The sequence below is a fragment of the Micromonospora sp. NPDC005206 genome (assembly GCF_040608175.1).
Lineage (GTDB): Bacteria > Actinomycetota > Actinomycetes > Mycobacteriales > Micromonosporaceae > Micromonospora.
In genome coordinates this window covers 208,012-222,154 of the sequence record NZ_JBEXHU010000016.1, presented here as the reverse complement: position 1 = coordinate 222,154, position 14,143 = coordinate 208,012, and the positions used below count along the sequence as shown (strand labels likewise).

Genomic DNA, 14,143 nt, shown 5'->3' with positions numbered 1-14,143 from the left:
CCCGAGTACTTCCAGGCCGCCAAGAACTTCTTCGGCATGCTCGTGCCGCACCGCAGGTACGCACACGGTGGTTTGGGCGGCAACTACCCCGGCTCCAACAACAACACCGAGTTGTTCCAGAACCGGGACAACATCGCGAACTCGATCGCCCAGGGCGGTGCGGAAACCTGCAGCGCGTACAACCTGCTCAAGCTGGCCCGCAATCTGTTCCTGCACGAGCACGACCCGGCGTACATGGACCACTACGAGCGGGGGCTGTTCAACCAGATCGCCGGCTCGCGGGCCGACACGACCAGCGTCAACAACCCACAGGTCACCTACTTCCAGCCGTTGACCCCGGGCATCAGCCGTAGCTACGGCAACACCGGGACCTGCTGCGGCGGGACGGGCCTGGAGAACCACACCAAGTACCAGGAAACGATCTACTTCAAGTCCGCCGACGGCACGACGCTGTGGGTCAACCTGTACGTACCGTCGACCCTCACCTGGGCCGAGAAGGGCTTCGCCGTCACTCAGGAGACCAACTACCCGCGCGAGGACCACACCAGGCTGACCGTCAACGGCAGCGGGCCGCTCGACATCAAGCTGCGGGTGCCTGGCTGGGTGGAGAAGGGCTTCCACGTCACCATCAACGGCGTCAGCCAGGACGTCGACGCGAAACCCGCAAGCTACCTGACGTTGAGCCGTACCTGGGCGCCGGGCGACACCATCGAGATCCGGATGCCGTTCAGCATCCGGATCGAACGGGCGATCGACCGTCCCGACACACAGTCGATCTTCTGGGGGCCCCTCCTCATGCAGATCCTCGGCAACCCCGGCAGCGGCAACTACCGCGAACTCTCCCTCTACCGGCACCTCAAGCGCGACGGCGACTACGCCCGCGCGGCGATCACCCAGGCCAGCACCACGGCGGGGGGTGACCTGCTCTTCACCACCCACGGCTTCAACCTGCGGCCGTACCACATCGGCGACGCCCAGGCCGCCTCGACGTACTTCCGACGGGTCGAGCCGACGATCGTGTTCGGCTCGGTCGACAGCGGGGTGCCCAACCGAAAGCGGAACGACGGGCTGCCGAACTACGACGTACCCGTGGCGGGCGTTCCGTCGCCCGGCAGTGACGGCCCGACCTTCCTCGACCTGGTCTGGGATCAGGCGCCCTTCAAGAACCACGGCCAGTTCGTGTCGACCGTCAACCACGTCGCGCAGGCGTTCGTCGAGGCGGGACTGCTCAGCCAGGAGGAGAGGTCGACCGTCGTGACGACCGCCGCCCGATCGAACAAGGAGCTCGCTCCGTAGGCGTCGCCTGCTGCCGTCCTCCGCGTGCTGGACGGCCGTGGCCCGGTCGAGTCGACCGGGCCACGGCCGTTCGGTGGCTTTCCCTGCCGCCGTCGAGCGAGGGCATTCGGTCGAGGTTTCGAGAGGTTTTCGGGACGGGTGTCCCTGCCTGTGACAGGGCGGCGAGCTCCCCGTGTAGTGTTCCGCCCAGGTAGGGGTTCCGCGCGTGCTGCGGGGGCCGCACCCGCGCCGCAACATCTCCGAAAAGGTTTTAGGATGTGCTTCCGCTGGCTGATCGACAAGACACCCGGCGACGGCCTCACCGACGCGCAGCGCACCTGTGTCGGTCGCTGAGAGGGAGCATCGCATGACCACCGAGCCCGAGATCCCCGCCTACCGCCCGCCCACGCTCACCGATGTGGCCAAGCTCGCCGGGGTGTCGGTCGCCACCGCGTCCAAGGCCATCAACGGTCGCGGCGAGGTGCGGTCGTCCACGAGAGTCCGGGTGCTCGAGGCGGCGGAGCTGCTGTCCTTCGCGCCGAACGCCCTGGCCCGCGGGTTGCTCAGTGGCCGGACCGGCACCGTCGGCCTGCTGACGAGCGACCTGGAGGGGCGCTTCTCGATCCCCATCCTGATGGGCGCCGAGGACGCGTCGGGGGCCGGCCAGGTCTCGGTCTTCCTGTGCGACGCGCGCGGCGACGCGATCCGGGAGAAGCATCACGTGCAGGCGCTGCTGTCCCGGCGGGTGGACGGCCTGATCGTCGTGGGCTCCCGCACCGACCCCCGCCCGCCGCTGGCCGGCACCATCCCCGTGCCGGTCGTCTACGTCTACGCACCCTCCGCCGATCCGGCGGACATCTCGATCACGGTCGACAACGTGGGTGGTGGGCGGCTCGCCATCGAGCATCTGCTGGCGTGCGGCCGGCGCTCCATCGCCCACATCACCGGGGAGGCCGGGTTCCAGGCGGCGAGGGACCGTGCCGAGGGCGCGGCCGCCGCCCTCGCCGACGCCGGCCTGGGAATGGTCGGCGACCGGCCCTACTTCGGGTCGTGGGACGAGTCCTGGGGCAGAGCCGCCGCACACATGGTCGTCGAGCAACACCCCGAGGTCGACGCGATCTTCTGCGGCAGCGACCAGATCGCACGTGGTGTCCTGGAGACGCTGCGTGACTTCGGACGTGACGTGCCGCGCAGCATCTCGGTCATCGGGTTCGACAACTGGGAGGCTGTCGCCGCCGACTCCCGTCCGCGGCTGACCAGCATCGACATGAACCTGAAGCACCTCGGCGAGGTGGCCGGCCAGCGGCTCTTCGCGGCGATCGACGGTGCCGCGCCCAGTTCGGAGGAGTTCCCCGGCCGCGTGGTGATGCGCGAGTCGACCCTGCCCGTCGGCTGAGTCCGGCGGCCGTGCTGTACGCCCGCGCGGCCGTGGGGTTCAGTGGTGCAGCACCGGGCCGGTCGACTCGCGGACCACGAGGCGGCCGGGCTGCCGGATGACCCCGGAGCCGGCGTTGCCGTCCATCGCGGCGAAGAGATGGTTGACCGCGGCGGCCCCGAGCTGTTCGAGGTTGAGGTCCACGGTGGTCAGGGGCGGTCGGCAGTCGGCCGCGAAGAACTCCCAGTTGTCGTATCCGACGATCGCCACGTCGTCGGGGATCCGCCGACCGAGGTCGCGCAGGGTGTCGGCGGCGCCGGCGGCGACCTGGTCGTTGCCGCAGAAGATCGCGTCCACGTCCGGCCGGGCGGCCAGCAGCAACCGGGCGGCGTGCCGGCCCCATCGTTGCGACCACTCGCCGTAGAGCGGGTCGCCGGCCGGGGTGAGCCCGGCCTCGGCGAGCACCGTTCGTAGTCCGGTGGCGCGATCACGGGCCGCTCGGTAGGTGTCCGGCCCGGTGATGTGTCCGATCCTGCGGCGGCCGTGCGACACCAGGTGTTCGGCGGCGAGCCGGGCGCCACCCTCGTCGTCGGCGACGATCGACAGGTCGTTCGGATCGGTCGACTCGGCGTAGGCGTAGACCACCGGGACCGGGATGTCCTGTGTCAACGACGAGCGCAGGTCGTTGCTGTCGCCGACCACGATGAACCCGTCGACCTGGCGGGCGAGCAGGGTGCGGATGTAGTGCTGCCGTCGGATCGCGTCGCCACGGGCGTCGCAGAGCAGCACGGACATCTGTCCGTTGCCGAGGGCGTTCTCGGCGCCGAGCAGGATGGGTATGGCGAACCGGCCACCGAGTTCGTCGGTGAGCAGCCCGACGGTGCGGGTGCGCCCGGAGATCAGACCGCGGGCCAGCACGTTCGGCTGGAACGACAGCTCGGCGGCGGCCCGCAGGACCCGTTCCCGGGTTTCCGGCGCGACCTCGGCGCGGCTGTTGAGTGCCTTGGACGCGGTGGCCACGGAGGTGCCGGCGCGGTTCGCCACGTCGCTCAACGTCACTGACTGGGATCGTCGTCGGCCCACCGAAAGCCTTTCGCAAACATTTCAGGGGTGAATGGCGGGTGCCTGCTGCCCGTGCTCCCCGCAAGCGTAGTGCGCACGCTGGCTCCGGGGAAGGTGGCGAAGCTGTCGAGGGCGGTAGATCGTCACGCCCGCGACGACGAGCCGAAACGGTTTTCGGAGCGGATGCGACCACAGGTTGTTTCGCTCTGGTGAACCCATTGACACGGCCGTGATCCACCCGGAACCATCAGCGACAGTCCACTGCTCCTGCGTCGTCGTCGTGAGTTCTCATGACAACGATGTCAGGCGGCTCCGAGGAATCCACCACGATGGACCGCAGCCACGGTCCACTCTGCCCAGACGTTCGACGTACTCGACCCGGTTCGAGGCGAAAGGCCCTGCCCCTATGTCGCAACCCCCCATCGCGCGCCTCCTGTCCCCCCGACTGATCGCCGCGACAACCGCGGTCCTGCTGCCGGTGGGCCTGCTCGTCGGCGCGCCCCTGGCCAGCGCCGCGCCGACCACCGCGCCGCCCGGCACCTTCAGCTCCTCGTTCGAGTCGGCCGACCCGCAACCCTCCGCGAGCACCGTCGAGGTCGACCAGAGTGGAAAGCCGGTCCAGGCGAACCTGAGCGGATCGAGCCGCAGGGTACTGCCCGGCAGCCTGCTCGGTCAGGTCCAGGCGGTGACCGCGAGCGCCGAGAACCCGCCGAACGAGACCGCCGCGAAGCTCACCGACGGCGATCCGTCGACCAAGTGGCTGGCGCGCAACCGGACCGGCTGGGTGACCTACCAGCTGACCAAGCCGACGGCCGTGGTGCGGTACGCGCTGACCTCCGGGGACGACGCTCCGACCCGTGACCCCAGGGACTTCACCGTGCAGGGGTCCACCGACGGCAGCACCTGGGTCGACCTGAACAGGCAGACCGAGCAGAGCTTCCCTCGGCGGTTCGCCACGAAGACCTACAGCCTCACCAACACGACCGCCTACGGCTACTACCGGCTGAACATCACCGCGAACTCCGGTGACCCCCTCGTGCAGCTCGCCGGCTGGGACATCAGCGACGGCTCCAACGTCCGACCGCCGGCCGCTCCCATGGTCAGCGTCGTCGGCACCGGTCCGTCCGGCGGCTACACCACGAAGCCGGGGGCCGGCTTCACCGGACTGACTTCGCTCCGGTACGCGGGCGGCGCCGAGGACGATGGCCGTTCGTACGCGACCAACCGGCTGTTCGACGTCAACATCCCGGTCGGGCCGAAGACCCGGCTCTCCTACAAGATCTTCCCGGAGTACACCGGCGAGGACCCGCAGTATCCGTCCACCTTCGCGGCAGTCGACCTGCACTTCACCGACGGCAGCTACCTGAGCGGCCTCTCGCCCGTCGACCAGCACGGCTACGCGCTCACCCCGGACGGGCAGGGTGCGTCGAAGGTGCTCTACGCCGACCAGTGGAACGCGGTGCAGGCCGACATCGGCGCGGTCGCACGCGGCAGGACGATCGACCGCATCCTGCTCGCCTACGACAACCCGCAGGCGACGGCGGACACCCGGTTCCAGGGCTGGCTCGACGACGTCGCGGTGACCGCCTCGCCGGCGTCCATCGACGGTTCGCGGCTCACCAACTACGTCGACACCCGGCGCGGGACCAACTCGACCGGTGGGTTCTCGCGCGGCAACAACCTGCCGATCACCTCGGTGCCGAACGGCTTCAACTTCTTCACCCCGGTGACCGACGCGACGTCCGACTCGTGGGAGTACCAGTACCACCGGGTCAACAACGCCGCCAACCTGCCCACCCTGCAGGGCCTCGCGATCTCGCACGAGCCGAGCCCGTGGATGGGTGACCGCAACCAGATGTCGGTCATGCCGGTGGCGGGCGACGGCCCCCTCACCGGGCCGCCCAGCAGCCGGGCGCTCGCCTTCAACCACGACGACGAGACGGCCCAGCCGGACCTCTACCGGGTCGCGCTGCAGAACGGCCTCACCGCCGAGATGTCGCCCACCGACCATGCCGGGATCATGCGGTTCACCTTCCCGTCCGGGCCGGCGACCGGAAGCCTGGTCTTCTACAACGGCACGTTCACCATCGGCGCCGACGGCACGTTCACCGGCTGGGTCGATAACGGAAGTGGCCTGTCGGCCGGTCGTAGCCGGATGTTCGTGTCCGGCACGTTCGACCGGGCGCCCACGGCGTCCTCCGCGACGGCCGCCACCTTCGACATCTCCGCGAACCGCCAGGTGACGATGCGCATCGCGACCTCGTTCCTATCGGTCGACCAGGCGCACCGGAACCTCGACCTGGAGGTCACCGGGAAGAGCTTCGACCAGGTCCGCGCCGCCGCCACCGCCGCGTGGAAAGACCGGCTCGGCCGGGTCGAGGTGCGGGGGGCGGCCGAGACGCAGCTGGTGACGATGTACTCGAACCTGTACCGGCTGAACCTGTACCCGAACTCGCAGTCGGAGAACACCGGCAGCGCCGCCGCGCCGCGCTGGCAGTACGCGAGCCCGGTGTCGGCGCCGACCGGCACGTCGTCCGCCACCCACACCGGCGCGAAGATCGTGGACGGCCAGATCTACGTCAACAACGGCTTCTGGGACACCTACCGCACCGTGTGGCCCGCCTACGCGCTGCTGTACCCGGACGTCGCGGCCAGGATCTCCGACGGGTTCGTCCAGCACTACCGCGACGGCGGCTGGATCGCCCGCTGGTCGTCTCCGGGTTACGCCGACCTGATGACCGGCACCAGCGCGAACGTGGCACTGGCCCAGGCGTACCTCACCGGCGTCAAGCTGCCCGACCCGCTCGCGGCGTACGACGCGGCGGTCAAGGACGCGACCGTCGCCTCCGGGCGCAGCGCGGTGGGCCGCAAGGGCATCGAGACCTCGCTGTTCCTCGGCTACACGCCGACGTCCACCGGAGAGTCGGTGTCGTGGGCGCTGGAAGGCTTCATCAACGACTACGGCATCGGCAACATGGGCGCGGCCCTGGCCAAGGACCCGGCCACGCCGAAGTCGGAGCGCCAGCGGCTCAAGGACGAGTCACGGTACTTCCTGGAGCGCGCCCGCAACTACGTCCACCTCTTCGACCCGAAGACGAAGCTCTTCCAGGGCCGGGACGCGTCCGGCAACTTCCTCGCCGGTGACCCGCTGGACTGGGGCGGCGTCTACACCGAGACCAACGGGTGGAACTTCGCGTTCACCGCCCAGCAGGACGGCCAGGGACTGGCCAACCTGCACGGCGGGCAGAAGGCGCTGCGCGACAAGCTCGACCAGTTCTTCGCCACCCCGGAGAACGCCGACCGACCCGGCGGGTACGGCGGCACGATCCACGAGATGCTCGAGGCGCGCGCGGTGCGGATGGGACAGCTCGGCATGAGCAACCAGCCGTCGCACCACATCCCGTACATGTACAACTTCGCCGGCGCGCCGGCGAAGACGCAGGCGGCGGTACGGGAGATCCTGCAGCGCCTCTACGTCGGCAGCGAGATCGGCCAGGGCTACCTGGGCGACGAGGACAACGGCGAGATGTCGTCCTGGTACATCCTCAGCTCGCTGGGCATCTACCCGCTGCAGGCCGGATCGTCCCACTGGGCCATCGGCTCGCCGCAGTTCACAAAGATGACCGTCCACCGCACGAGCGGCGACATCGTCGTCAACGCGCCGGACAACAGCACCAAGAACGTCTACGTGCAGGGCGTCACGGTCAACGGGAAGAAGCAGCGCGAGCTGTCCGTCGACGTGAGCGCGTTCGCCAAGGGCGGCACGATCGACTTCCAGATGGGCCCCAAGCCGTCGTCCTGGGGCAGCGGCAAGAACGACGCGCCGCCGTCGCTGACCAGGGGCGACAAGGCGCCCAAGCCGCTGCAGGACGTCACCGGCCCCGGTCTCGGCACCGCCAACGCGACGGGCGGCCAGGACGCGTCGAAGCTGTTCGACGACTCGTCGACCACGCAGCTGACGTTCACCACCGCGACGCCGCAGGTCAGCTGGGCCTCCCGTGGCGCCAGGCAGAAGCCGAGCCACTACACCCTCACCTCCGGTGCCAGTGCGGGCGATCCGGCGGACTGGCGGTTGCAGGGCTCCAATGACGGCATCACCTGGAGCACCGTCGACTCCCGCAAGGGCGAGGCGTTCCGGTGGCGCAACCAGACCCGTCCGTTCACCATCGACAGGCCGGGACGGTACGCCCAGTTCCGTCTCGTCGTCAGCAGGACCGCCGGCGCCGCGCAGGCCAACCTCGCCGAGATCGAGTTGCTCGCCGGAGGCGACTTCGAGATTGGTGGCGGCGACATCACGGTGACCGCCGCGGGCAGCGTGCACGCGACGTCCGGCGCACCCGTCTCGGTGCCACTGGCCTCCGTCACCGGGGGTACCGCCAGCGGCTACCGGGCCACGATCGACTGGGGTGACGGCTCACCGACCACCGAGGGCACCCTGACGTTGAGCTCGCGGGCCGTCTACAGCGTCAGCGGCTCGCACACGTACGCCACGCCGGGTCACCACCAGGCGAGCGTCACGGTGACCGACGGCACCGGCCAGGGCTCGGTCACGGTCGGCGTCGACGTGGCCTACGCGCCGAGCTCCGGCCTCACCGCGGCGTTCGACACCGTCTGCATCGGTGACGAGGGCGCCCTCGCGGCGAACTGCGACGCCAAGTCGTGGGCGTACTCGCGGGCCGCCCTGACGGCGGCCGGCGTGACCCAGGGCCAGCGGCACCAGGTGCCCGGAACGGACCTGCAGTTCACCTTGCCGGTGGTCCCGGCGGGGCAGCCGGACAACACCACCGGCAACGGCAGGACGGTCGTTCTCGACCTGCCGACCGACGCCCGGAGCATCTCGTTCATCGGCGCCGGCACGCAGGGCAATCAGAACAGCACCGGCACGGCGACGTTCAGCGACGGCAGCACGGCCAGCATCCCGATCCAGATGAGTGACTGGACGCTGGGCGGCAACGCCAACGGCACTCCGTCGTACGGCAACATCGTCGTCGCCAAGGCCGCGTACCGGTTGAGCGGCACGAGCCGGGACGGCGCGCAGCCGTTCCTGTTCGCCACCGCGCCGTACCAGATCCCGGCGGGCAAGACGCTCGTCTCGGTGACCCTGCCGACGCAGACCGGCGACCCCGGCTCGGCGGGCCGGATCCACGTGTTCGCCGTCGCGAACGACGGCACTCCGGCCGCCGCGCTGGTGACCACCGCCCCGAGCGACCAGACGGCCGACGCCGGGCAGGTCCTCGCGGCCACGCTCGGCTCGGTGAGCGGCGGCGTTCCCGGCACGACGGGCTTCCACGCCCGGGTGCAGTGGGGCGACGGCACGGTTCCGGACGACGTCACGGTCGGCCCGGACGGCGCGCTGAGCGGACGGCACACCTATGCGCAGGAGGGCACCTACACGGTGCACGTCACCGCGTGGGACACGTCGTCGAGCAGCACCGCGACCTTCACGGTGACCGTGGCGCGGGGCGGACTCCAGCCGGCGATCGCGGTGTCGACGTCGGCCACCGTGACAACCGGTGACGCGGTCACCGTCAACGGCAGCGGGTTCGCGGCCGGTGAGCAGGTGACCGTGACTCTCGGCACCAGTCCGGCGCGGACCGTCAAGGTCGCGGCGTCCGCGGCGGGAGCGGTACGCGCCTCCGTCGCGACGTCCGGTGACGCCGAGCCCGGCCGGTACTCCGTCACCGCCACCGGCGCGTCCTCCCGGACGCCGGCGACGGCCACCGTCCAGGTGACCGGTCAGCAGGAGAAGCCGACCTACGATCCGCAGGCGGCGCTGACGACCACCGCGGGACCGCACGGTACGTCGATCACGGTCGACGGCGCCGGGTTCGCTCCGAACGAGGCGGTCACGGTCAGCTTCGGTGACGGCCTCGCGGTCAGCACCGTGCGCGCGAATGGTGACGGTGTCATCGCCGGTGCGACGGTCAGCGTCCCCGGGGCGGCGAAGGCCGGCTCGACCGTGATCACGCTGGCGGGGGCCGAGTCGGTGACGCGGGTCGCGCTGCCCTTCACCGTCACGAACTGAGTCGGCGGTAGCGGTAGCGCGCGGGGCGGGCCGGATCACGGCCCGCCCCGCGCGCTGCTAGCGTCGACCATGACCCCGCCCGGCGGGGGCGTCCGGGCCGGTGACCGTCGTCACTGACTCGACCGCCGACACGCCGATACCCGAGATGTGGGGTGTGACAACGGCGTCGTCCCTATATATGGTGTCGACGCAGCTGGTTCGGCCGCTCGTCTGCAGTGGTCGAGGCAAGAGGGAACCCGGTGGAATTCCGGGACTGCCCCGCAGCGGTGAGTGGGAACGACCGCCGTCATCAGCACTGGGCCGCCAAGCGGCCTGGGAAGCGACGGCCAGTAGGAGACCGGCGAGCCCGGTCGTGCCCACGAGTCCGAAGACCTGCCAGCGCGCCGTGCACCCGCACCCGGGTGGGCGGCGGCCCGACGCCGCGTGGGACGGCCGACGCCCCCTGACCCACGCCCGGCGTGGCGTCCGCCGGTGTCTGTCTCCTCGCGTCCGAGGGCCATCAGGTCTCGAACTCGCGAGGAGTGAGTGGTGACAGTCACCCAGGTGGTCCCGACCGGCGGCGACACCGACCTGCCGGGCCGGCGGCGGACGCAGATGCACGTCCGCAAGCGCGACGGCGCCAGCGAACCGGTGGACGTCAACAAGATCGTCCGCGCGGTCGAGCGGTGGACCGACGACCTGACCGACGTCGACCCGCTGCGGGTGGCGACCCGGACGATCAGCGGCCTCTACGACGGCGCGACCACCGCGGAGCTGGACCGGCTGTCCATCCAGACCGCGGCCGAGATGATCGGCGAGGAGCCGCAGTACTCGCGGCTGGCCGCCCGGCTTCTGGCCGGCTACGTCGACAAGGAGGTGCACCGGCAGGGCATCACCTCGTTCAGCACGGCGATCCGGATGGGCCATGCCGAGGGACTGATCGGAGACGAGACCGCCGCCTTCGTCGCCGCGCACGGCCGGACGCTCGACGACGCCGTCGACCCGGACGGCGACCTGCGGTTCGAGTACTTCGGCCTGCGCACGGTGTACGACCGGTACCTGCTGCGCCACCCGACCAGCCGGCTGGTGCTGGAGACGCCGCAGTACTGGCTGCTGCGGGTGGCCTGCGGGCTGTCCCGTACGCCGGACGAGGCGGTCGACTTCTACCGGCTGATGTCCAGCCTGGCCTACCTGCCCAGTTCGCCGACGCTGTTCAACTCCGGCACCCGGCACACCCAGATGTCCTCCTGCTACCTGGTCGACTCCCCGCGCGACGAGCTGGACTCGATCTACCAGCGGTACGCGCAGGTCGCCAACCTGTCCAAGTTCGCCGGCGGCATCGGCATCGCGTACTCCCGGGTCCGGTCCCGGGGCGCGCTGATCCGCGGCACGAACGGGCAGTCCAATGGGATCGTGCCGTGGCTGCGCACGCTGGACGCGAGCGTCGCCGCGGTCAACCAGGGCGGCCGGCGCAAGGGCGCGGCGTGTGTCTACCTGGAGCCGTGGCACCCGGACATCGAGGAGTTCCTGCAACTGCGGGACAACACCGGCGAGGACGCCCGGCGCACCCACAACCTCAACCTGGCCAACTGGATCCCCGACGAGTTCATGCGCCGGGTCGAGGCCGACGAGGTGTGGTCGCTGTTCGACCCGAACGAGGTGCCGGAACTGCCCGACCTGTGGGGCGAGCGGTTCGACGTCGCGTACCGGGAGGCCGAGGCGCAGGGCCGCTACGTGCGGCAGGTCCCGGCGCGGGAGCTGTACGGGAAGATGATGCGCACCCTGGCGCAGACCGGCAACGGGTGGATGACCTTCAAGGACGCCGCCAACCGGCTGTGCAACCAGACCGCCGAACCGGGCAACGTGGTGCACCTGTCCAACCTCTGCACCGAGATCATCGAGGTGTCCAGCGACGCCGAGACCGCGGTGTGCAACCTCGGCTCGGTGAACCTCGCCGCCCACGTCACCGACGGCGTCATCGACTGGCAGCGACTGCGCGCCACGGTCCGTACCGCGGTCACGTTCCTCGACCGGGTCATCGACATCAACTACTACCCGACCGCGCAGGCGGCGGCGAGCAACCCCCGCTGGCGGCCGGTCGGGCTCGGGCTGATGGGCCTGCAGGACGTGTTCTTCGCGCTGCGGTTGCCGTTCGACTCGCCGGCCGCGCGGGAGTTGTCCACCCGGGTCAGCGAGGAGTTGTACCTGACCGCCCTGGAGACCTCCGCCGATCTGGCGCGGCGCTTCGGCGCGCACCCGGCGTACGGGCAGACGCGGGCGGCGCGGGGGCAGTTGCAGCCCGACCTGTGGGGCGTCCAGGGGACGCAGACCGACCGGTGGACCGCGTTGCGGGAGCGGGTCGAGGCGTACGGGCTGCGCAACTCACTGCTGGTGGCGGTCGCCCCGACCGCGACCATCGCCTCGATCGCCGGTTGTTACGAGTGCGTCGAGCCGCAGGTGTCCAACCTGTTCAAGCGCGAGACCCTGTCGGGGGAGTTTCTCCAGGTCAACACCGCTCTGGTACGCGAGCTGAAGTCCCGTGGCCTGTGGACCGAGCCCGTCCGGTCGGCGATCAAGCGCGCCGAGGGGTCGGTGCAGGACATCGCGGAGCTACCGGCCGCCGTGCGGGAGTTGTTCCGCACCGCGTGGGAGCTGCCGCAGCGGGCGCTGATCGACCTGGCCGCGGCTCGCGCGCCGTTCATCGACCAGTCGCAGTCGCTGAACCTGTTCCTGGCCTCGCCGACCATCGGCAAGCTCTCCTCGATGTACCTGTACGCCTGGAAGGCCGGGCTGAAGACGACCTACTACCTGCGGTCCCGCCCGGCCACCCGGATCCAGCAGGCCACCGTCGCACCCGCCACCGTCGCCCTCGCCGTACCCGTGGCGACCGACCCGGAGGCGCTGGCCTGCTCCCTGGAGAACCCCGAGTCGTGCGAGGCCTGCCAGTGACCGCCGCCGACACCACCACCGACACGAGGACCACGCACATGCTGCTCGACCCCGGGATGGACCTCACCCTCCGCCCGATGCGCTACCCGCACTTCTTCGACCGGTTCCGCGACGCCATCCGCAACACCTGGACGGTCGAGGAGGTCGACCTGCACGCCGACCTCGCCGACCTCGACAAGCTCTCCCCCGCGGAGCGGCACCTGGTCAGCCGGCTGGTCGCGTTCTTCGCCACCGGCGACACCATCGTCGCCAACAACCTCGTGCTCAACCTCTACCAGCACGTCAACAGCCCGGAGGGTCGCCTCTACCTGTCCCGGCAGCTGTTCGAGGAGGCGGTGCACGTCCAGTTCTATCTGAACCTGCTCGACACGTACGTGCCCGACGAGAGCGAGCGGTTCGCCGCCTTCGCCGCCATCGAGAACATCCCCTCGATCCGCCGTAAGGCCGACTTCTGCTTCCGCTGGATCGACTCGCTGAGCGAACTCCGCGAGCTGCGTTCGCGCGAGGACCGGCGGAGGTTCCTGCTCAACCTGATCTGCTTCGCCGCCTGCATCGAAGGACTGTTCTTCTACGGCGCGTTCGCGTACGTCTATTTCCTGCGCTCTCGCGGCCTGCTCCACGGTCTCGCCTCCGGCACCAACTGGGTGTTCCGGGACGAGTCCATGCACATGGCCTTCGCGTTCGACGTCGTCGACACCGTGCGCGGCGAGGAACCCGACCTGTTCGACGGCGACCTCGCCGGGCAGGTCCGCCAGATGCTCACCGAGGCCGTCGAGTGCGAGGTCCAGTTCGCCGAGGACCTGCTCGGCCACGGGGTGCCCGGCCTGACGCTGGCCGACATGCGGGAGTACCTCCAGCACGTCGCCGACCGGCGTCTGGCCCAGCTCGGGATCGCGCCGCACTACGGGTCGGCCAACCCCTTCGCCTTCATGGAGTTGCAGGACGTGCAGGAGCTGTCCAACTTCTTCGAGCGGCGGGTGTCGGCGTACCAGGTCGGGGTCAGCGGCACCGTCGCGTTCGACGACGACTTCTAGAACACCGCCGGGGGCGACGGGGGCCGGTCGTCGCCCCCCGGCGGTGCGTCAGGTCCGGCTGGCGCAGCCGACACACCTGCTCGCTGAGGGGCGGGCGGCGAGTCGTTCGGCGGGAATCGGGCGGGAGCATCGTTCACACACGCCGTAGGTGCCGGCCTCGACCCGTCGCAGAGCGACGTCGAGTTCGGAGAGGCGTCGGCGCGTCGCGTCCAGGACGGCGGTGAGCTGGGCCCGTTCGAACGCAATGGTGCTGCCCTCGGGGTCGTGCTCATCGTCGGCGTTGGACGACCGGGAGGCCTCGAAGAGGCTCCGCAGATCGCTGTCCAACGCTTCGGCCTGGGCCCGGCTCTGGTCTCGTAGGTGGAGCAGTTCCGCGCGGATCGAGCTGAAATCCCTGTTCATGGCCGCTCAACCGTACTGCGGGTGGCCCAGGTCGGCCGGGCG

Annotated in this window: 7 protein-coding genes and 1 riboswitch; of the genes, 5 read left to right on the top strand and 2 right to left on the bottom strand. The window is 70.2% G+C overall.

Going from position 1 to position 14,143, the window contains the following annotated elements; translation table 11 throughout:
* Together ABZU69_RS24935 and ABZU69_RS24930 are read left to right on the top strand one after the other, a co-directional pair.
* Positions 1–1,296, top strand: a 1,296-nt coding sequence (locus tag ABZU69_RS24935; RefSeq protein WP_354966752.1) for a beta-L-arabinofuranosidase domain-containing protein, incomplete at its 5' end; no start/stop codon positions are given.
* 346 nt (positions 1,297–1,642) lie between these two features.
* A complete protein-coding gene (locus tag ABZU69_RS24930; protein WP_354966751.1) occupies positions 1,643–2,671 on the top strand; it encodes a LacI family DNA-binding transcriptional regulator in 1,029 nt (342 codons plus the stop codon).
* 39 nt (positions 2,672–2,710) lie between these two features.
* Here ABZU69_RS24930 and ABZU69_RS24925 read toward each other — a convergent pair whose 3' ends face one another.
* On the bottom strand, positions 2,711–3,733 hold the full coding sequence (locus tag ABZU69_RS24925) for a LacI family DNA-binding transcriptional regulator (RefSeq protein ID WP_354966750.1): 1,023 nt from the start codon (positions 3,731–3,733) through the stop codon (positions 2,711–2,713).
* Positions 3,734–4,118: 385 nt separating this feature from the next.
* Between ABZU69_RS24925 and ABZU69_RS24920 the strand changes: the two genes are divergently transcribed.
* The 3 genes from ABZU69_RS24920 (at position 4,119) to ABZU69_RS24910 (ending at position 13,699) form a co-directional block, all read left to right on the top strand.
* Positions 4,119–9,737, top strand: coding sequence for a GH92 family glycosyl hydrolase (locus tag ABZU69_RS24920; protein ID WP_354966749.1), 5,619 nt, complete (start codon positions 4,119–4,121; stop codon positions 9,735–9,737).
* Positions 9,738–9,914: 177 nt separating this feature from the next.
* Positions 9,915–10,132, top strand: a riboswitch (cobalamin riboswitch).
* 199 nt (positions 10,133–10,331) lie between these two features.
* Positions 10,332–12,665 (top strand): ribonucleoside-diphosphate reductase subunit alpha, encoded by a 2,334-nt coding sequence (locus ABZU69_RS24915; RefSeq protein WP_354966761.1) that lies wholly within the window; start codon positions 10,332–10,334, stop codon positions 12,663–12,665.
* 38 nt (positions 12,666–12,703) lie between these two features.
* The gene (locus tag ABZU69_RS24910) at positions 12,704–13,699 is read left to right on the top strand and encodes a ribonucleotide-diphosphate reductase subunit beta (protein WP_354966760.1); all 996 of its coding nucleotides are present in this window, start codon (positions 12,704–12,706) and stop codon (positions 13,697–13,699) included.
* A gap of 48 nt (positions 13,700–13,747) precedes the next feature.
* Here the strand turns inward: ABZU69_RS24910 and ABZU69_RS24905 are convergent, their stop codons facing one another.
* The gene (locus ABZU69_RS24905; RefSeq protein ID WP_354966748.1) at positions 13,748–14,101 is read right to left on the bottom strand and encodes a TraR/DksA C4-type zinc finger protein; all 354 of its coding nucleotides are present in this window, start codon (positions 14,099–14,101) and stop codon (positions 13,748–13,750) included.
* Positions 14,102–14,143: the final 42 nt, after the last annotated feature.